The organism is Albidovulum sp. (assembly GCF_041919395.1).
Lineage (GTDB): Bacteria > Pseudomonadota > Alphaproteobacteria > Rhodobacterales > Rhodobacteraceae > Albidovulum.
In genome coordinates this window covers 1-19,881 of record NZ_JAYRTX010000062.1, presented here as the reverse complement: position 1 = coordinate 19,881, position 19,881 = coordinate 1, and the positions used below count along the sequence as shown (strand labels likewise).

16 protein-coding genes and 1 pseudogene are annotated in these 19,881 nt (G+C 69.0%); 12 read left to right on the top strand and 5 right to left on the bottom strand.

Annotated features, from left to right (window positions below):
* From ACMUOO_RS11365 to ACMUOO_RS11350, 4 genes are all read left to right on the top strand, one after another.
* Positions 1 to 528: HlyD family secretion protein (locus ACMUOO_RS11365; RefSeq protein ID WP_413855277.1), on the top strand; the 528-nt coding region annotated here is incomplete at its 5' end.
* Positions 525 to 3,254: a ribosome-associated ATPase/putative transporter RbbA gene (gene rbbA / locus ACMUOO_RS11360; RefSeq protein WP_413855275.1), complete on the top strand. Its 2,730-nt coding sequence runs from the start codon at positions 525 to 527 to the stop codon at positions 3,252 to 3,254. The genes ACMUOO_RS11365 and rbbA, both read left to right, overlap by 4 nt.
* Positions 3,255 to 4,379 carry an ABC transporter permease gene (locus tag ACMUOO_RS11355; protein ID WP_413855273.1) on the top strand — a complete coding sequence of 375 codons (1,125 nt, stop codon included), beginning with the start codon at positions 3,255 to 3,257 and terminating at the stop codon, positions 4,377 to 4,379.
* A 343-nt stretch (positions 4,380 to 4,722) separates the two neighbouring features.
* Positions 4,723 to 5,109, top strand: a complete 387-nt coding sequence (locus ACMUOO_RS11350) for a hypothetical protein (protein WP_301917713.1) — start codon at positions 4,723 to 4,725, stop codon at positions 5,107 to 5,109.
* Between the two features lie 26 nt (positions 5,110 to 5,135).
* Here ACMUOO_RS11350 and ACMUOO_RS11345 read toward each other — a convergent pair whose 3' ends face one another.
* Both ACMUOO_RS11345 and ACMUOO_RS11340 read right to left on the bottom strand, forming a co-directional pair.
* Entirely contained in the window at positions 5,136 to 5,774 is a 639-nt protein-coding gene (locus tag ACMUOO_RS11345) for a ChrR family anti-sigma-E factor (RefSeq protein ID WP_301917712.1), read from the bottom strand.
* On the bottom strand, positions 5,771 to 6,406 hold the full coding sequence (locus tag ACMUOO_RS11340; RefSeq protein WP_413855270.1) for a sigma-70 family RNA polymerase sigma factor: 636 nt from the start codon (positions 6,404 to 6,406) through the stop codon (positions 5,771 to 5,773). The genes ACMUOO_RS11345 and ACMUOO_RS11340 overlap by 4 nt, the downstream gene beginning before the upstream one ends.
* Before the next feature lie 168 nt (positions 6,407 to 6,574).
* Between ACMUOO_RS11340 and ACMUOO_RS11335 the strand changes: the two genes are divergently transcribed.
* The 5 genes from ACMUOO_RS11335 to ACMUOO_RS11315 are packed head-to-tail and all read left to right on the top strand — an operon-like array spanning position 6,575 to position 11,154.
* A complete protein-coding gene (locus ACMUOO_RS11335; protein ID WP_301917710.1) occupies positions 6,575 to 7,855 on the top strand; it encodes an NAD(P)/FAD-dependent oxidoreductase in 1,281 nt (426 codons plus the stop codon).
* A complete protein-coding gene (locus ACMUOO_RS11330) occupies positions 7,852 to 8,607 on the top strand; it encodes a DUF1365 domain-containing protein (protein ID WP_301917709.1) in 756 nt (251 codons plus the stop codon). Before ACMUOO_RS11335 ends, ACMUOO_RS11330 begins: the two co-directional genes overlap by 4 nt.
* On the top strand, positions 8,607 to 9,863 hold the full coding sequence (locus ACMUOO_RS11325) for an MFS transporter (RefSeq protein ID WP_301917708.1): 1,257 nt from the start codon (positions 8,607 to 8,609) through the stop codon (positions 9,861 to 9,863). The genes ACMUOO_RS11330 and ACMUOO_RS11325 overlap by 1 nt, the downstream gene beginning before the upstream one ends.
* Positions 9,860 to 10,408 (top strand): DUF3833 domain-containing protein, encoded by a 549-nt coding sequence (locus ACMUOO_RS11320; RefSeq protein ID WP_301917707.1) that lies wholly within the window; start codon positions 9,860 to 9,862, stop codon positions 10,406 to 10,408. Before ACMUOO_RS11325 ends, ACMUOO_RS11320 begins: the two co-directional genes overlap by 4 nt.
* Entirely contained in the window at positions 10,405 to 11,154 is a 750-nt protein-coding gene (locus ACMUOO_RS11315; RefSeq protein ID WP_301917706.1) for an SDR family NAD(P)-dependent oxidoreductase, read from the top strand. The genes ACMUOO_RS11320 and ACMUOO_RS11315 overlap by 4 nt, the downstream gene beginning before the upstream one ends.
* Before the next feature lie 139 nt (positions 11,155 to 11,293).
* Here ACMUOO_RS11315 and ACMUOO_RS11310 read toward each other — a convergent pair whose 3' ends face one another.
* Entirely contained in the window at positions 11,294 to 12,520 is a 1,227-nt protein-coding gene (locus ACMUOO_RS11310) for an FAD-dependent monooxygenase (RefSeq protein WP_413855267.1), read from the bottom strand.
* An 80-nt stretch (positions 12,521 to 12,600) separates the two neighbouring features.
* Here ACMUOO_RS11310 and ACMUOO_RS11305 point away from each other — a divergent pair, with 80 nt between their 5' ends.
* The 3 genes from ACMUOO_RS11305 to ACMUOO_RS11295 all read left to right on the top strand — a co-directional run bounded on the left by ACMUOO_RS11305 (position 12,601) and on the right by ACMUOO_RS11295 (position 18,147).
* On the top strand, positions 12,601 to 13,929 hold the full coding sequence (locus tag ACMUOO_RS11305) for an amidase (RefSeq protein WP_301917704.1): 1,329 nt from the start codon (positions 12,601 to 12,603) through the stop codon (positions 13,927 to 13,929).
* A gap of 154 nt (positions 13,930 to 14,083) precedes the next feature.
* Entirely contained in the window at positions 14,084 to 15,262 is a 1,179-nt protein-coding gene (locus ACMUOO_RS11300) for an aminotransferase class I/II-fold pyridoxal phosphate-dependent enzyme (protein WP_301917703.1), read from the top strand.
* A gap of 11 nt (positions 15,263 to 15,273) precedes the next feature.
* On the top strand, positions 15,274 to 18,147 hold the full coding sequence (locus tag ACMUOO_RS11295) for a DNA translocase FtsK 4TM domain-containing protein (protein ID WP_413855264.1): 2,874 nt from the start codon (positions 15,274 to 15,276) through the stop codon (positions 18,145 to 18,147).
* A gap of 315 nt (positions 18,148 to 18,462) precedes the next feature.
* On the opposite strand, the gene rraA is transcribed toward ACMUOO_RS11295, so the two are convergent.
* Positions 18,463 to 18,984: a ribonuclease E activity regulator RraA gene (rraA, locus tag ACMUOO_RS11290; protein WP_301917701.1), complete on the bottom strand. Its 522-nt coding sequence runs from the start codon at positions 18,982 to 18,984 to the stop codon at positions 18,463 to 18,465.
* Positions 18,981 to 19,881 (bottom strand): annotated as a pseudogene (locus tag ACMUOO_RS11285) (carboxypeptidase M32); the annotation flags it as partial. The gene rraA and the pseudogene ACMUOO_RS11285, both read right to left, overlap by 4 nt.

Below are 19,881 nucleotides of genomic sequence, written 5' to 3'. Positions count from 1 at the left end.
GAACGTTCCGTCGAGGCCGAACTGGCGGCCCGGTCCGAGATCGCAGAACGCATTGCCGACGCGACGCTCCACGCCTCCGGACCCGCGCGCGTTCTCTATCGCCTCGCCCGGCCCGGAGAGATCGTCGCCGGTGGCGGCAAGATACTGACGCTGATCGACCTCGACGAAGTCTACATGGAGTTCTTCCTGCCTGCGACCGACGCCCCGCGCGTCGTCATTGGCGACGAGGCGCGGATTGTGGCGGACATCATGCCTGATCAGTCTGTCCCCGCGACGGTGACCTTTGTCTCGCCGCAAGCGCAGTTCACGCCGAAGCAGGTCGAGACGCTGAGCGAGCGTGAAAGCCTGATGTTCCGTGTCCGGGTGCGGATCCCGCCGGAATTCGTGCTTGCGCGGGTGGATCAGGCCAAGACCGGCGTACGCGGCGTTGCCTGGGTGCGTCTTGCCGCCCCGGACGGCCGTCTGGCCGCCTGGCCGGATGGCCTGACCCCGCCGGTTCTCGGCGTGCCGGCGGCGGCGCAGCCATGAACGGCGTGGTCGAACCCGTGGCGCGGGTCGGCCGCGTCACCCATCGCTATGGCAAGGTGGTGGCGCTCTCTGATCTGACGCTCGATCTTCCTGCCGGACGGATGGTCGGGCTGATCGGTCCGGACGGCGTGGGCAAATCGACGCTGATGGGCCTGATCGCCGGGGCCAAGCGACTTCAGCAGGGCAAGGTAACCTGTCTTGGCGGCAGCATGGCCAAGGCACGCCACCGCACAACCATGGGCGGGCGCATCGCCTTCATGCCGCAGGGGTTGGGACGCAACCTCTACCACGACCTTTCGGTACGCGAGAACATGGAGTTCTTCGGCAAGCTCTTCGCTCTTGGCCGTGCCGAGCGCCGCGCACGGATCGAACGGTTGACCCGGGCCACCGGGCTCCATCCTTTCCTCGACCGTCCGGCGGGAAAGCTGTCGGGGGGAATGAAACAGAAGCTGGGGCTGTGCTCCTCGCTGATCCATGACCCGGATTTCCTGCTGCTTGACGAACCCACGACCGGGGTGGACCCCCTGTCGCGCCGACAGTTCTGGGATCTGATTGCGGCGATCCGTGCCGACCGTCCGGAGATGAGCGTACTCGTCTCGACCGCCTACATGGAAGAAGCCGCTCTCTTCGACCACCTGGTGGCGATGGACGGCGGTCGCGTGCTGGCCGAGGGCCCGCCGGCCGAACTGATGGCAAGGACGGGCACAGCCACGGTCGGCGATGCCTATGTCGCGCTCATGCGGCAGACGAATGCGGACGAGCATGCGTCCCCGCCTGCCGCACCTCGCCCGGCCGATCTGCCCGAAGGCGGCGAGATCGCCATCCGTGCGCGCGGGCTTACCCGCCGGTTCAGCGACTTCACGGCTGTCGATTCCGTCAGCTTCGACATCTCCCGGGGCGAGATATTCGGCTTTCTCGGCTCGAACGGATGCGGCAAGACAACGACAATGAAGATGCTGACCGGCCTTCTGCCCGCGACCGAGGGAGAGGCGTGGATCTTCGGCCAGCCCGTTGCCGATCAGGGGATGGAGGCGCGGGCCCGCGTGGGATTCATGTCGCAATCCTTCTCGCTTTATGGCGAGCTGACGGTGCAGGAAAACCTTGTCCTTCACGCGCGACTCTACCATCTGGGGCCCGCGCTCTCTGCGGCACGCCTGGCCGACCTTGTGCCCCGCTTTGGTCTGACCGAGCACATGGGCCAGAAGGCGGGCGATTTGCCGCTGGGGCTGCGGCAGCGGCTGTCGCTGGCGGTGGCGGTGATCCATTCCCCCGAAATCCTGATCCTGGACGAACCGACCTCGGGCGTCGATCCGCAGGCACGCGACGATTTCTGGCGCCTTCTCCTCGACCTGTCGCGGAATGACAAGGTGACGATCTTCATCTCGACCCATTTCATGGACGAGGCGATGCGTTGCGACCGCATCTCGCTCATGCATGCAGGACGAGTTCTGGTGTCGGACCGGCCTGAGAAGATCGTGGAGGACAGCGGTGCCGCCTCGCTGGAGGAGGCCTTTATCGCCTATATGGCCGCCGAACTGCCTCCGGAAACCGAAGCGCCGCCAGCACTGACAGCCAAAGCGGCAACTTCTCCTGATGCGGCGGGTTTCAGCCTTGGCCGGCTTCTGGCCTTCACCTCGCGCGAGGCAATGCAAGTGCGCCGCGATCCGGTGCGGCTGGCCTTCGCCTTTCTCGGCAGCGCGCTTTTGCTGCTGGTCATGTCCTTCGGCATTTCGCAGGAGGTGCGCGACATTCCCTTTGCCGTCCTCGACCATGACGACAGCCCCGCGAGCCGAGCCTATGTCTCGGCCTATCGCGATTCCCCCTGGTTCAAGCTGAAATCGCCGATCCTGGACGTGCAGGCGCTGGACGACCGGATGACCAGTGGCGAACTGGCGCTGGCGCTGGAAATCCCGCCCCGGTTCGGCGCCGATCTGCGGGGCGGCCATGGCAATGCCGTTGCCGCCACGATCGACGGCGCGGATACGGCGCGCGCCGGCACGATCGAAAGTTATGTGTCGGGCGCGCATGGGTCGGCACTGGCCGGGATCGCACCGGGGCGGGCCGAGGCGCAGATGCCGCCCCCCGTCACGCTGGAGCCGCGCTTTCGCTACAACCCTGACATGGCCAGCCTGCCGTCGATCGGGCCGTCGATTCCACCGCTCCTGCTGTTGCTGTTCCCGGCCATCCTGATGGCGGTCAGCGTGGCGCGGGAGAAGGAGATCGGCACGATTACCAATTTCTACGTCACGCCGACGGGTCGGGCCGAATTCCTCATCGGCAAGCAGCTTGTCTACATCGGCATCGCGCTTCTGAACTTCGCCATCCTGACGGCGCTGGTGGTGCTGGTGCTGGGGGTGCCTTTGCGTGGCAGTCCGCTGGTTCTGGTGCTCGCAACGCTCGTCTATGTCGTTGCGGCAACTGGCTTCGGCCTCATGGTCTCGATGATGACGTCGACCCAGGTCACCGCGGTCTTCGCCAGCACGGTGCTGTCGGTGATGCCGACCTTGCAGTTCTCGGGGATGCTGACGCCGGTCTCGTCGCTCGAAGGCCCGGCGCGCGTCATGGGCAGCCTCTGGCCCACAACATGGTACATGATGGCGAGCGTAGGGAGCTACACCAAGGGTCTGGGCTTCGCCGACCTCAGCGGCGCGCTTGTGCGGCTTGCGGTGTTCGGGCCCGTCTTCACCGGGATCGCGATCGCCATCCTGAAAAAGCAGGAGAGGTAGATGCGCCCCCTGATCAATACTTTCTGGCTGACCGGGAAAGAGCTGAAAAGCGTCCTTGGCGACCCGGTCATGGTGATCTTGATTGCCTGGTCCTTCGTCGTGGCCGTCATGCTCGAGGCGCAGGGCGCGGGCGACACGGTGCGCAATGCCTCCATCGCCATCGTGGACGAGGACCGCTCGCCCCTGTCGCGTCAGATCTCGGATGCGCTGATGCCGCCCTGGTTCCAGGCGCCGGTCGAGATGACCGCCGATCAGGCCGCCGCCGCGATGGACCGGGGTGAGGTCATGTTCGTCCTGTCCTTCCCGCCGCGCTTTGCCGCCGATGCCCTTGCGGGTCGGGCGCCCACCGCGCAGCTTCTGGCGGATGCGACGGCGGTGTCGCAGGCGCAGCTTGGCACCGACTATCTGCGCAATATCGTCCAGCAGGAGGCGCGGGTGTTCCTGGCCGCCAGCCCTGAAGCCGCACCGCCCGGTCTGGGGCTGGAACTGCGGCGCGCCTTCAACCCCAATGGCAACCCGGTCTGGTTCAAGGCGATGTCATCCCTGCTCAATCAGCTGTCCGTCCTCACCATCGCCCTGACTGGTGCGGCCATGTTGCGCGAACGCGAACACGGCACGATCGAGCATCTGATGGTCATGCCGCTCAGCCCGGCCGAAGTGGCGGTGTCCAAGGTGCTGGCGACGATGGTCGTGGTGCTGGCGGCCTTCACCGGGTCCTTGCTGATCGTCGTCCGGGGGGTGCTGGACGTTCCTGTGGCGGGCTCGATGCCGCTGCTGGTGAGCGGGGCCGCGGTCTACCTTTGGGCTGCAGCAGCAATCGGAATGCTTCTGGGCACACTCGCGCGAAGCATGGCGCAATTCGCGCTTCTGGTAATCATGGTGATCATCCCGGTCATCATGCTTTCGGGCGGCATGGGTGCCGTGGAAAGCCAGCCCGACCTCGTGCAGAAGCTGACACTGGCGCTGCCCTCGCGGCACTTCCTTGCCTTCGCCAAGGCAGTGGCGTTCCGTGGCGCCGGACTCGATGCCGTCTGGCCGCAACTGGCACTGATGGCGGGGCTGGGGGCGGCGTTCTTCGGCGCGAGCCTCGCGCTTTTCCGTCGGTCCATGAGCGTGACCGGATGATCCCGGGATCGAAATCACCGGCTCTTGCCTTGCCGAAGACGCGGGAAACCGGTCGCCGCGCGGCAACTGCAACTTTTGCTCGTCACGAAGGAAACCCGGATGAGCCCGCAAGTCAGGACAAGCGGCACTGCCAGGTTGCCGTCAAGCATGCCGGCGCTCCTGGCGGGACGCCCGAGCATTGGGCTGGCTGGCTGGCCACGCACGCGTCCACCGATCCCCTGTCCGCACCTTGGTTCCAGGAGCACCCGGACAGAGCTGTCCGGCGCTCGCCGACGCGCGGGGAACTTCTGTCCATCAACGGTGAGGCCCGCCGCGGCCCGTCCTGTGACAAGATGAGGAATTCATGCCTGAACGCCCCCGCATTCTGACCATCGCAGCCGCTGTGGCCGTGATCTTCGGCGCAATCACCATCATTTCGGGCGCGCGGGCCTTGATTGCCCCAGGGCCCGGTGTGGTGCCATTCGTGCTCTGGTTCAACTACGTCGCCGGATTTGCCTATATCGCCGCCGGTTACGGTCTCTGGCGCGGGGCGACATGGGCAGGAGGGCTCGCAGGTGCCATCGCACTGGCAACGGCGATCATCTTTCTGGGGTTCCTCTGGCATATCGTTCAGGGCGGGGCGTGGATGGGCCGCACCCTGGGCGCGATGGGGATTCGCACCGCGGTCTGGGCGGCGATCGCGATAATCGCATTCCGGTGGCGTACCCGCCATGTCCGCCGGCTGGAGTGAGGGGGCGAGGGCGCCGGACCGCGCCTTCAGATGCGAAAGAGCCTCTGGGTCAGCCGCGGCATGAGGCCCTTGAACCGCAGGGGCGCGTCCGTCGCCGCGAGGCAGATGCAGGGCGCGCCGGGTCCAGCCACGGGCACGTGGGTCAGGTCGTTGTCCGCGACCTCCAGATCGCCCACGCCGAAGCGGTCCGTCTCGTCGACGAAGCTGCCTTGCAGCACGAGCGTCAGTTCGATCCCGTTATGACCGTGCTCCGGCACCGCCTGGCCGGCGGGGATGTGGAGCAGTCGCACGCTGCCCTCCGCCCCCGCGTGCAGGATGCACTGCCGGACGCCGAGACCGAGCGACTTCCAGCGCGGCGGGGCACCCTTCAGCGCCTCGACCAGCGGCCCGGGATAGATACCCGACCGGCGCGGAGGTGCGGCGGGCGCCGGCGGAGCGGCGTCGAGCCGGGAGAGCACAGCCGCACGCAGGCCAGAGGACAGGTCCGCGGCCGCCGCCTCCTCCAGCGCCGCACCGCCGAGCGCCTCTTGGGAGTGAAGCCGAGCACGGCACTCGTCGCAGAGCGAGACGTGCGACGCCACGACAAGTCCGAAAGGATAGTCGAGTGCGCCCGTCGCGTAGTCGCGCATCATCGGGTCGGGAACATGGTGCCTGATTTCGTTCATTTCCTGCGAAGTCCCTGAAGCTCGTGACGGAGCCTGTCCATCCCGAGCCTTATCCTTGCCTTGATGGTTCCGAGCGGCAGACCGGTCGTGTCACGGATCTCGACATGGGTCAGTTCGCCGAGATAGGCCCGCTCGATCATCTGCCGCTGTTCCGGCTTCAGCCGCGCCAGCGCGTTGCGCAGTGCCGCCGCCTCCTGCTCGAGGCCGAGGATCTGGTCGGAATCGGGGCTCGGGTCCACCTCGACCGTCAGTTCCTCGGGCTCCGGCCGCCGCTTGCGGCGGGCGAGGTCGATCTGGCGGTTGCGGGCAATGCGGTAGATCCATCCCGCAACCGGCGCGCGGGCTGCGTCGAACTGGTGGGCGTTCTGCCAGACGGAGAGCATCACGTCCTGAACGATGTCCTCTGCCTCCGCCGCACTCGCGCCCGACCGCATCGCCACCGCCTTGAGCCGGGGCGCATAAAAGTCAAAGAGCCGGGCGAAAGCCGCCCGGTCGCGGCGGTCCCTGACCGCGATCATCCAGGCGGTCTGCGCCCCCGTATCTGTGGCTGCGCGGGTCGCCTGTTCCGTTCCGGCCTCAGCCTTTATCCCCGACCTGTCCGGCATCCGCCGCCCACCCGCCTGTCTGGCCATGACCAGTCCGGCCGCGTTGGCGCGGCACGTGACGGGGGCGACTGTCGCAGGCATCGGGTCGAGGTTCAACATGCTCCTGATACGGAGGGACTGCGAGGATGGATCACAAAAAGAGTGATCCGGACGGCGGGGGGATGCGTAGAAAGGCGAAACTCCGGGAGTTCATGAATGTCCTTTGATGCCCCCCCCCTCGCCGGCAGGCGGATCGCCGTGATCGGCGGCGGCGTGTCCGGCCTTGCCGCCGCCTACCGGCTGGCGCCCCGCCACCGCGTCACACTCTTCGAGGCGGAGTCGCGGCTCGGCGGGCATGCGCGGACGGTGATCGCCGGGCGACGCGGGGACCAGACTGTCGATACCGGCTTCATCGTCTTCAATTACGTCAACTATCCGCACCTGACCGAGATGTTTGCCGATCTTGACGTGCCGGTCGCCAAGAGTTGCATGAGTTTCGGCGCGACGATCGACGGGGGCCGCGTGGAATACGGGCTGATGAACCTCTCGGCCATCACCGCGCAGAGGCGTAACGCGCTGAGGCCGTCCTACCTCAGGATGCTCCGTGACATCTTCCGATTCAATGCGCAGGCCGAAGCCGCGGTCAAGGACGACACGATGACCATCGCCGATCTCGTCGACCGGCTACGGCTCGGCCCCTGGTTCCGGCACTACTACCTCATGCCGATCTGCGGCGCGATCTGGTCGACGCCGACCGACCGGATCGGCCAGTTTCCGGCCCGCGCGCTGGTGAACTTCTTCCGCAACCACGCGCTCCTTTCGGCCTGGGGACAGCACCAGTGGTGGACGGTCGATGGCGGCAGCGTGGAATATGTCCGCCGGCTTCAGGCGCGCCTCGCGGCCACGGGCTGCGACCTTCGCCCCGGCACTCCGGTCCGCGCGGTCAGCCGCGACGCCCTCGGGCCGATGGTGCATACCGGCAAGGCCGAACCCGAACGCTTCGACGAGGTCATCCTCGCCTGCCACTCCGACCAGGCGCTGCGCCTTCTCTCCCAGCCCACCGCCGAGGAACGGCACATCCTGTCGCGCCTGCGCTATCAGGACAATCGTGTCGTCCTCCATGCCGATGCCGGGCAGATGCCGCGCCGCCGCCGCTGCTGGTCAAGCTGGGTCTACCGCGCCGATACCCGCCGGCCCGCCACGCGGATCGGCGTCACCTACTGGATGAACAAGCTGCAGAACATCCCCGCGGACGACCCGATGTTCATCTCGCTGAACCCCGCCGACGAGATCCCGGACCATCTCGTCTATGACGACACGGTCTTCCGCCATCCCGTCTTCGACACCGCCGCCTTTGCGGCGCAGGCGGAGTTGGGCGCGATCCAGGGCAAGAACCGGACATGGTTCGCCGGCGCCTGGACACGCTACGGCTTTCACGAGGACGGCTTTGCAAGCGCGGTCCGCATCGCCGAGGCGATGGAGCCTCAGCCGGCATGATCTTCGCCCCGGAACACATTGCGGGGCACACGACCCACGCGCGGCGGGGCAGCATTGCCAATGCCTTCCGCTACGGGGTGGATTACGTGCTGATCGACCCGGCGGTTCGGTCGGGCCCGCGGCTTTTCTCGCGCAACCGCTTCAACCTCGCCGCCGTCCACGACCGCGACCACGGCGGCCCGCGCCGGGCAGGGCAGGGGGCGGGATGGGCGCACCGGGTGCTCGAGACCCGCGGCTTGCCGCGCGCGGGCTACGACCGGCTCCTGCTCCTCACCCAGCCGCGCTTCATGGGCTACGGCTTCAACCCCGTGTCCTTCTGGCTCGCGCTCAGGCGAGGGGAACTTGTGGCCGTCATCGCCGAGGTCAACAACACCTTCGGCGATCGCCACAGCTACCTCTGCGCCAACCCCGGCTATGCGCCGATCGGCCCGGCCGACAGGATCGAGGCGGCGAAGATATTCCATGTCTCGCCATTCCAGAAGGTCGCGGGTGGATACACCTTCGGTTTCCTCCTCGCCCCGGACCGGATCGCCATAACCATCGCCTTCCGCCACGGCGAAGAGGGCCTTTTCGCCACGCTCGCAGGGCCCCGCCGTCCCCTGACAAGCCGCTCGCTACTCGCCGCCGGATTCCGCCGGCCGGCGGGCGCGCTTCGCACGGTCGCGCTCATCCACTGGCAGGCGCTGAAGCTCTGGATGAAGCGGGCGCCCTTCCGGCCGCGCCCGTCGCCGCCCGAGCGAGAGGTAAGCTGATGCCCGCGGCCCGCGTCCATTCCGCGCCCGACCGGGCGACGCTGTTGCGCACCGGTGCCTTCGCGGCGATGCTGGCGACCGCCGGCCTGCCGCTCTACATCCACCTGCCGCGCTTCGCCGGCAGCGAACTGGGGCTTTCGCTCGGGACGCTCGGCGCCCTGCTCATCGCGCTCAGGATCTTCGACCTCGTGCAGGACCCGTTCCTCGGCCGGCTGGTAGACCGCTTCCCCGTGGCGCGCGGCGGCTTCGCGGCGCTTGCCGCGGCCGGCCTCGCGGCGGGATTCGTGATGCTCTTCTCGCTCGCTCCGCCAACTGCCCCGGCGCTCTGGCTCGCCCTCTCGCTCATGCTGCTCTTCACGGCTTTCAGCCTCGCCACGATCCTGCTCTACGGGCAGGGCGTGGCGCTGGCCGGGGCGGGCGGCGGCCACTTCGGCCTCGCCGGCGCGCGCGAGGCGGGCCTTCTCGCCGGGGTCATCCTCGCCGCTGCGGCTCCCTCCGCCCTTGCCGCGCTGCTCGGGTCAGACCGCGCCTATGTTGCCTTCGGGTTCCTTCTCGCCGCGCTCGCGTTAGGCATCTGGGCCGTCACGCGCCCGCTCTGGGGGCCGGCGCGCCGGTCCATCGCGCCGCTCTCGCTCGCCAGCCTGCGAAGCTCGGGCGCGGGCGGGCTACTACTGCTCGCGCTCCTCAATGCGACGCCGGTGGCACTCACCTCCACGCTCTTTCTCTTTTTCGTCGAGGACCGCCTCGCGCTGCCGGCCCTCGCCGGGCCGTTCCTGATCCTCTTCTTCGCCGCCGCCGGCCTGTCCGCCCCGCTCTGGGGCGCCCTGGCGGGGCGGATCGGGCCGCGCGCGAGCCTTCTGGCGGGCATGAGCCTCGCGGTCCTCGCCTTCGCCGGTGCCGTGACTCTCGGTCCCGGCGACGCGCTTGCCTTCGCGCTCATCTCGGCGGCCTCCGGCGCGGCACTCGGCGCCGACATGGTGATCCTGCCGGCGCTTTTCGCCGCGGCGCTCGACCGTGCGGGCCTGCCCGCCGGCCAGGCGTTCGGCCTTTGGGCCGTGGCCTCCAAGCTTGCCCTCGCCGCCGCTGCCGCCCTTGCGCTGCCCCTCCTCGAGATCCGGGGCTACACGCCCGGCGGCCCGAACGGCGACGGCGCCCTCGCCACGCTCACCTTCGCCTATGCCGTGCTGCCCTGCCTCCTGAAGCTCGGCGTCATCGCGCTCCTGATCTTCCAGCCTCTGCCCGGAGCACGGACATGAAGACCCTGCTGTTCCTCGCGCTCGCCGCGCTCACCGCCGTTCTCGTCCAGCGTGCCTTCTTCAGCTTCGCCGCGCAGAAGATCACAGACTACGCCGACACCGGGCCTAAGATGGACATCCGCCAGCACCTCTCGGGCCGGCTCCTCTCCGAAGGAGTGATCTTCGGTCCTGACGGGCGCGCCGCCACCCGCTTCGTGGCCGTCATGCACGGCACATGGGAGGGTGACCGCGGCACGCTTTCGGAAAGCTTCCAGTATGCCAACGGCGCGGTGCAGGATCGCCGCTGGACCCTGGCAGTCGCGCCGGACGGACGGTTCACCGCAACCGCCGCCGACATCATCGGCACCGCGGCAGGGGAGCAGGCGGGCGCGGTGGCGCACCTGACTTACAGGATCCGGCTCCCCGAAGCCTCGGGCGGCCATGTGCTCGACGCGACGGACTGGCTCTACCTGATGGAGAACGGCACCATCATGAACCGGTCCGAGATGCGGAAGTTCGGCGTGAAGGTGGCCGAACTCGTCGCCACGATCCGGCCGGCCCCGTGACCGCGCTTTCGGGGCGGACCTACTGGATCGTGGGGGCAAGCGAGGGGCTCGGCCGGGCGCTGGCGCTGGCGCTTTCGCGCGAGGGCGCGCGGCTCGTCCTGTCTGCCCGCAGTGCCGGCAGGCTGTCGCGGCTGGCGGCGGAGGCGGGAGGGGCGCGTGTCCTGCCATTCGACGTGACAGATGCGGCGGCCGTCGCCTGCGCCGTGGCGGAAGCGGGCGTCGTGGACGGCGTGATCTACGCTGCAGGGCGCTACGAACCGATGACGGCCGCCGCCTGGAACCCGGAGGAGGCTGCCGCGATCGCCGAGGTGAACTTCGTGGGCGCCTTGCGTCTTCTCGGCCAGGTCGTGCCCGGAATGGTGCGGCGTGGCACGGGCCATGTCGTCATCGTCGGCTCCCTCTCCGCCCACCGTGGTCTGCCGGGGGCGATCGGATACGGTGCGTCGAAGGCGGCACTGCTCAGCCTCGCCGAGACGATGAGCGCCGACTTGCGCGGGACCGGCGTGAGGGTCCAGATCGCCAATCCGGGCTTCATCCGCACGCGGCTGACCGCGAAGAACGCCTTTGCCATGCCGCAACTGATGGAACCCGAGGATGCCGCCGCCCGCGTCGTCGCGCTGATGCGGTCCTCGCGCTTCCGCGCGGACTTTCCCGCTCCCTTCGCATGGCTCTTCACGCTCGGCCGCTGCCTGCCGCTCGCGCTCTTGCACCGTATCGTCGGGCGGGGAGGTCCGGGCGGGGCGTGACCTGCCCAGGTGCCCCCGGGCACCGCATCGGCATCTGCGCCCCGGGGCGCAGAGACGGACCGCGCCCGCTGACTCGCTCCTCCAGGCCAGGCGCGGTCCGTCACCCTTGTGCGCCGGGGCCCGCGTTGGCCGACGCAGCCTAAATCGCACGCCCCTGCAAGAGCCGGGGCGGCGTTCCCGCGATCCCGGCGGCCTGCCGGATGAAGGCGCGTTTCAGCGGCGGCAATGCGCCAACGAGGCCGAGCCCGAGGTCGCGCACGCCGCGCAGAAGAGGATTGTCGTTGGAAAAGAGCCGGTTGACCGTATCCATCCCGAGCGCGAGCAGCGTGGAGTCGAAGCGCCGCCAGCTCTGGTACCGAGCGAGCACATCCTCCGCGCCGATGTCCTCGCCACGCCGGTGCGCCTCCACGACAACCTCGGCCAAGGCGCCGACATCGCGGAACCCGAGGTTCAGGCCCTGTCCGGCGATCGGGTGGACGCCATGCGCCGCGTCGCCGACGAGCGCCACGCGCGACGCCACATAGGCATTGGCGAGCGTGAGGTTCAGGGGATAGCTGAACCGCTTGCCCGCCAGCGTGACGGCACCGAGGAAATCGCCGAACCGGGGCCGCAGAACCTCAAGGAACTCCGCGTCGCCCAAGGCGGCGATGGCCTTCGCGGTCCCGTCCCGCTCGCTCCAGACGATCGAGGACCGGTTGCCCTTCAGCGGCAGGATGGCGAGCGGGCCCGAGGGCATGAAGAACTGGTGCGCGATGCCACCGTGCGGGCGCTCGTGCGCCACCGCGCAGACGAGCGCGGTCTGGCCGTAGCCCCAGCCGGTCCGCCCGATGCCGGCGCGCGTGGCCGTCCCCGACTGCCGACCATCGCACCCTGCCAGCACCCGCCCGGTGAGCCTCTGCCCGTCCGAAAGCGTCACCGTGATCCCCGCGGCCCCCGGCTCCTGTCCCGTCACCGTCGTCGCGGGCAGGTGGGTGATCGCCGGCTCCGCCCGCATCGCCTCGAGGAAGGCTGCGTAGAGGTGGCGGTCCTCGACCATGAAGCCCATCGGGCCTTCCTCGATCTCGGCCGAATCGAAATGCAGGAAGAAGCGCGACGGTCCCTCGCCCGGCCGCCCGTCCGAGGTCTTGATCTCGTTGATCGGCTGCGCGTCTCGGGCGAGCCGGTCCCAGACCCCCACCGCCGCCAGAAGCCGCTTCGAGGCGATGGCCAGCGCATAGGCCCGCCCGTCGAAATCCGCCTCTGCCCGCGCCGTCGCGGGCTGCGCGTCGATCACGGTGACCGGCAGCCCGGCCTGCGCCAGCGCAAGCGCCAGCGCCGGGCCGTTCAGCCCGCCGCCGGTGATGATCACATCCGCATCGTAACGCATGACCTCCACTATCCCCGCCCGGCCGGGATTGTCCATGCGGTCGCCTGCCGCTACCGTCCTGAGAAAGCAGGGAGGCGGGCATGGCGGAATGGCGGCAGATGAGCGCGGGCGACCTCGGCCGGGCGATCGGTCGGGGCGAGATCGACCCCGAGGAACTCACCGCCGCATTCCTCGACGCGATCTGCGCCCATGCCATGAAGGACCGCATCTACGCGCGCCTGACCGAGGACCGCGCGCTCCAGGAAGCGGCCGCCGCCGCCCGCCGCGCGAGGGCGGGGCTCCGTCTCTCGCCCCTCGACGGGGTGCCGATCTCGTGGAAGGACCTCTTCGACACCGCCGGCGTCGAGACCGAGGCCGGCTCGCGGCTCCTCGAAGGCCGCGTGCCCGCCGCCGACGCGGCGGTCCTGCGCAACGCCACCCAACAGGGCCTCGTCTGCCTCGGCAAGACCCACATGACCGAGCTTGCCTTCTCCGGCCTCGGCCTCAACCCGATGACGGCGACGCCACCCAATGCCCACGATCCGGCGCTCGCCCCCGGCGGCTCGTCCTCCGGCGCGGCGGCCTCGACCGCCCTCGGCCTCGCGGCGTCGGGGATCGGCTCGGATACCAACGGCTCGGTCCGAATTCCCGCCGCCTGGAATGACCTCGTCGGGCTCAAGACGACGTCCGGACGCCTCTCTCTCAAGGGCGTCGTGCCCTTGTGCGAGAGCTTCGACACGGCCGGTCCGCTGACCCGCACGGTCGAGGATGCGGCGCTGCTGCTCGCCGCGCTCGAAGGCGGCAAGCCTGCCGATCTCAGGGGTGCGTCCCTGAAGGGTTGCCGCTTCCTCGTCCTCGAAAACGTAGTGCACCAGGACATCCGCCCCGAACCACTGGCCGGATTCAACCATGCACTCGAACGCCTTGCCGATGCCGGGGCAAACCTCGTGCGTGGCGCGTTTCCCGAGATCGCCGAGGCGCTAGGCCTTTCCGGCTCGCTCACCGCGACCGAGGCCTACGCCACCTGGCGGACCGAGATCGAGGCCGCGCCGCAGCGGATGTACCCGCCGATCCTCGAACGCTTCCGCGGCGGCGCCCAGCACTCGGGGGTCGATTTCGTCGCCGCCTGGCGCTGGCTCCGCGCGCTGCGCGAGGTCTGGGCCACCCGCACGGCCGCCTTCGACGCCGTGCTGCTGCCGACCACGCCAAACCTGCCGCCCGAGACGGAGCGCCTTCTCGCCGACGAGGCATACTTCGCCGCCGAGAACCTGCTGGCGCTTCGCAATACACGGATCGGCAGTCTCATGGGCCTCTGCGCCCTGACCTTGCCAACCGGCGTGCCGATGACCGGGATAATGCTCCTCGGTCGCCCGATGGGCGAGGAGCGGCTTCTCCGCCTCGGCGCGGCGGCGGAACGGGCGCTGGCCTGAAGGGTTCCGTGGCGGTCCCGCCAATGCAGGGGCCGAAAAGCCACAATTCCCCACTGCCAGCCCCCGGAAAGCATTGCTTTTTCTGGACCGCGCGCACGCGGCCCGCTAGATTGCGTTCAAACGGGGCGGAACGACTCCGGCAATTGAGGCAGCAATGACGTTTCCCGAGCGGTTCTCGAACCTTCCGGAATATGCCTTTCCGCGTCTGCGGAAACTCCTCGACCCGCATCCTGCGGGGGGCGAGCCCGTCACCATGACGATTGGAGAGCCGCAGCACGCCATCCCGGAATTCGTCGCGCCGATCCTCAATGCCCATATGGCGGAGTTCAACCGCTACCCTCCGAACGAGGGCACGCCCGGCCTCCTCGCCGCCATCGCCGGATGGATTCGCCTGCGCTACGGCGCCGATCTTGGCCCCGATCGTATCATGGTGCTGAACGGCACGCGCGAAGGGCTCTTCGACGCCTGCCTGGCGCTCTGCCCGGAGGTGAAGCAGGGCCAGCAGCCCGCGGTCCTCATGCCGAACCCCTTCTACCAGCCCTATGCGGCGGCCGCGCTTGCCGTGGGGGCGGAGCCGGTCTTCGTCCCCGCGACGGCGGCGACCGGCTTTCTGCCCGACTACGAGGGCCTGCCGAGGGCGCTCCTCGACCGGGTGGGCGTGGCCTATGTCTGCTCGCCCGCGAACCCGCAGGGGGCGGTGGCGCCGCGCGACTATCTCGCGGGGCTCATCCGGCTGGCGGAGCGGCACGACTTCGTCCTGCTCTCCGACGAATGCTATTCCGAGATCTGGCGCGACCATCCGCCGGTCGGCGCGCTCGAGGTCGCCGACGCGATCGGCGCCGACCCCGAGCGGGTCGTCGTCATGAACTCGCTCTCCAAGCGGTCGAACCTCGCCGGGCTCCGCTCCGGCTTTGTCGCCGGCGGGCGCGAGGCCATCGCGCGCTTCCGCCAGCTTCGCGCCTACGGCGGCGCGCCCCTGCCCCTGCCAGTGCAGCATGTCTCGCAGCGCGCCTGGGGCGACGAGGCCCATGTGGAGGCAAACCGCGCCCTCTATCAGGAAAAGTTCCGCCTGGCCGATCGGGTCTTCTCGGGAGTGCAGGGTTACCAGGGGCCCGAGGGTGGCTTCTTCCTCTGGCTCCCGGTCGATGACGGCGAGGCGGCGGCGATCAGGGTCTGGCGTGAGACGGGGGTCAGGGTGCTCCCCGGCGCCTATCTTGCCCGCGAGGTCGCGGGCCACAATCCGGGCAAGGGCTACATCCGCGTGGCCATGGTGGCCCCGAAAGAAGAGATGCAGGGCGGTCTGAGAAAGATCCGTGCCTGCCTGTACGGTTGAGGGACGAGGGAATGGCATCTTACCAGGCACGCCAGCGCGATCCGCTTCTGGACCAGAACATCCAGGCGGCGCTCGAACGGCGCGGGAAGGAGCTTCTTGGCGTGGTGCTTCTGGGGCTCGGGGTCCTGACGGCGATGATGCTCCTGAGCTACTCGCCCGACGACCCCTCCTGGCTCGCGGCAACGGACGAGCCGGCGCGGAACCTTCTCGGCCGCTTCGGCGCCGCGCTCGCCTCGCCCCTCTTCGTCATCGCCGGCCAGGGTGCCTGGATGATCGCCGTCATCTTCGCGGCCTGGGGTGCCCGCTTCGTCACCCACCGGGGCGAGGAACGCGCGCTGTCGCGCGTGATATTCGCCCCGATCGCAGTCGCGCTGATGTCGGTCTATGCCTCGACCCATGTGGCCGGGCCCGGATGGGCGCACAGCTTCGGCCTCGGCGGGCTCTTTGGCGACACGGTCCTCGGCGCCATCCTCGGTATCGCGCCGATCTCTGCCACACTCGGGCTGAAGCTTCTTGCGTTTCTCGTGGGCGTGACGACGGTTGCCATGGCGCTCTTCGTCCTCGGTTTCGACCGCGAGGACCTGAAGGCCACCGGGCGCTTCCTCCTCGTCGGGACCGTGGTCGCCTACGACGGGCTGATGCGCGCGCTCGGCCGCGGCGCGGCAGCCTCGATCCGGGGTGCGCAGGCGCTGGGCGAACGCCGCCGCGAGGCCACCCTCAGCCGCGCCGACGAATCCGCCGCGCTGAGGGAGATGCAGCTCACCGATGCCGGCGCTGCGCCGCGCCGCGGGGCGCAGGTCCTGCGCGCCGATGCGCGCTACGGCGAGCCGGCGACGGACGGCCATGCCCCCCTCGCCGAGCCCGCCCGCGGAAAGCGCGGGCTCCTCGCCCGCGTGGCCGGCCTCGCCCGCCGCGCGGTGGAGCCGGACTTCGCCTTGGACCCGGAACCCGAACTGATCGAGCCGCGCCTCTCGCGTTGGGCCGCGACCGCCGAGGCCCCCTCCGAGGATCGTATCCGCGCCCGCATCGCCGATGCCGTGAAATCGCGCGCCGGCACCCCGGCCATACCCCGCTCCGAGCCGCCGCTGACCGCCCCGGCCACCGGCCTCCGCGCGGAACCGCTGCTGTCCGCTGGCGCCCGCGCCCCAGGCGCCAATGTCTTTGCCGCCGACGCAAGTCCCCTCGACGCATCCGGGGATGAGGATTTCGACCTCAACGCCTTCGCCGACCTCGACGCTGACGATGGCGACGGTCCCGCCATCCCCCGCGCCGCCGCCGGCACCGCCCGCGTCCAGCTTCCCCCCCGCAAGGCCCCCGCGCCCTCGAAACAGGCCCTCGCCGAGGCACAGCCGCGCCTGCGCTTCGACGACGCCGCGCCCGCCTACGAGATCCCCCCGCTCTCGCTCCTCGCCAGCCCCGCCTCCGTCCAGCGGCGCCCGCTCTCGAACGAGGCGCTGGAGGAGAACGCCCGGATGCTCGAATCCGTCCTCGACGACTACGGCGTGAAGGGGGAGATCACCTCCGTCCGCCCCGGCCCGGTCGTCACCATGTACGAACTGGAACCCGCCCCCGGCCTCAAGGCCTCCCGCGTCATCGGCCTGTCCGACGACATCGCGCGCTCCATGTCCGCGCTGTCCGCCCGCGTCTCCACCGTCCCCGGCCGCACCGTCATCGGCATCGAGCTTCCGAACGCCTTCCGCGAGAAGGTGGTCCTGCGCGAGATCCTCTCCGCCCGCGACTATGGCGACTCGAACCTCCGCCTGCCGCTTGCCCTCGGCAAGGACATCGCCGGCGACCCGGTGATCGCCAACCTCGCCAAGATGCCCCACCTTCTCATCGCCGGCACCACCGGCTCGGGCAAGTCCGTCGCCATCAACACCATGATCCTTTCCCTCCTCTACAAGCTCACGCCCGAGGAATGCCGGCTCATCATGATCGACCCCAAGATGCTGGAGCTTTCCGTCTATGACGGCATCCCGCATCTCCTCTCCCCCGTCGTCACCGACCCCAAGAAGGCCGTCGTCGCGCTGAAATGGGTCGTGGGTGAGATGGAAGAGCGCTATCGCAAGATGTCGAAGATGGGCGTGCGCAACATCGAGGGCTACAACGGCCGCGTGCGCGAGGCGCTCGCCAAGGGCGAGATGTTCAAGCGCACCGTCCAGACCGGCTTTGACGAGGAAACCGGCGACCCCGTCTTCGAGACGGAGGAAAGCCAGCCCGTCGCCCTTCCCTACATCGTCGTCATCGTCGACGAGATGGCCGACCTGATGATGGTCGCCGGGAAGGAGATCGAGGCCTGCATCCAGCGCCTTGCCCAGATGGCCCGCGCCTCGGGCATCCACCTCATCATGGCGACGCAGCGGCCTTCCGTCGACGTCATCACCGGCACGATCAAGGCCAACTTCCCGACGCGGATTTCCTTCCAGGTCACCTCCAAGATCGACAGCCGCACGATCCTCGGCGAACAGGGGGCGGAGCAGCTTCTGGGCCAGGGCGACATGCTCTACATGGCCGGCGGCTCCCGCATCACCCGCGTCCACGGGCCCTTCGTCAGCGATGAGGAGGTGGAGGAGATCGTGACCCACCTGAAGTCCTTCGGCCCCCCCGAATACATGTCGGGCGTGGTCGAGGGCCCGGACGAGGATGCGGGCGCCGACATCGACATGGTGCTGGGCCTGGGCGGCGGCGACAACGAGGACGCGCTCTACGACCAGGCCGTACAGGTCGTCCTGCGCGACCGCAAGGTCTCGACGAGCTACATCCAGAGGAAGCTCGGCATCGGCTACAACAAGGCGGCCCGTCTGGTGGAGCAGATGGAGGAAGAGGGGCTGGTCTCGCCCGCGAACCATGTGGGGAAGCGGGAGATTCTGGTGCCGGAGCAGTAGGGCCCGCATTCACTGCGTGCCGCTCAGACTTTGCGTGTGCAGTGCGCAAGCGGAAGAGAACTAGAACAGACTTTGAAGCCAAACGCCGAGCTGCACTAACAAGCCGTAGGGTGCGTGCTCGCACGCACCACTCCCGCGCGAAGGGTGCGTGAAATCACGCACCCTACCTCCCCAACCTCTCGTCCCGCAGCGCCCTGAGCCGCGCGAGCTTCGCCCGCGCCTCGGATTCCGTTACCTGCGCCTCGGCGACCCTTGCCGCGTGGTCGTGGCGCCGGGGTCCGCCATGCCTCGGCCGCGCGCCGGCATCCGTCGAGCCTAGGCCAGCCGCACGCCCGCCACGATCACGCAGTCGCGGTCGGCATAGACCCAGTCGCCGGGAGAAAACGTCGCGGAACCGAAACTGACAGGCTCGTCGCGGGTCGCCTGCGCCGGCGCGGTGCTTCGCCGTGCGGTCGTGCCAAGCGCCTTGACGCCGATATCAAGCTGGTCAATCCCTGCGCTGTCTCGAATTGCCCCGTAGATGACGACGCCCCGCCAGCCGTTCCGCGCCGCGATCCCGGCCAGCCGGTCGCCCATCAGACCGACGCGCAGCGAACCGTGCCCGTCGACGACCAGAACCCGGCCCTGCCCGTCGCTCTCGACCGCCGCCAGGACCGGCCTGTGATCCTCGAAGGTCGACACGGTGGAACAGGCGCCGGCGAAAGCTTCATGCCGGCCGAAGGATCGGAACTGGGCCTCGCAGACCCGCACGATGTCGGGATGCGCATCAAAAAGATCGGCGGTGGATGCCTGAGCGGACCAGTCCGCCGGCTGATCGGTCGCTTCCGGGGATTTCACGTCAGGGCCTCCACCTTGGCGGTCAGATCCGCGATGTAGGGCGCAGGGTCGAGCCCGCCGCCGGTCACGCGGTGAAGGGTCTCTTCCGGCGTCGACGACCGGCCGTGGCGATAGACGTTCTCGGCAAGCCAGCCATGCAGGGGCGCGTAGTCGCCGGCCTCCAGCCCCGTCGCGATCGCGCCGGATTCCTGCGCCTTGGCGAAGAGTTGCGAAGACATGATGTTGCCGATCGTATAGGTGGGAAAGGAGCCGACATAGCCATGCGACCAATGCACATCCTGCAGAACCCCCAGCGTATCGCTCGGCACCGCGAGCCCCAGGTAGTCGCGCATCTTCTCGGCCCAGACGGCGGGCAGGTCGGCGACGCCAAGATCGCCGGCCATCAGCGCCGCCTCGATCTCGGAGCGCAGGATGATGTGCATGTCGTAGGTCAGCTCGTCGGCCTCGACCCGGATGAAACCGGGGCGAACGGCGTTGACGGCGCGCCAGAACGCCTCTTCCGTGACATCGGCAAGCTGGGCCGGGAACCGGTCGCGCAGGTCGCCGAAATGCAGCGCCCAGAACCGGCGCGAACGGCCGACCCGGTTCTCCCAGAGCCGTGACTGCGATTCGTGCATCCCGAAGCTGGCACCGCCGACCGCGTAAAGGTTGACGATGTCGGTCGCAAAGATCGTGCGGGAGAATTCCGGCGCCACGCCCTGTTCATACATGCCATGCCCCGCCTCGTGCCAGAGCGCGAAGATGCCGCCGGGCGCCCAGGTTTCGCGAAAGCGGCTGGTGATGCGCACGTCATCGCGGGTGAAGGAAATCTCGAACGGATGCACCGTGTCGTCAAGCCGACCCCGGTTCAGGTCATAGCCCATGCGGGCGGCGATCTTCAGGCCGAAGGCCTTCTGC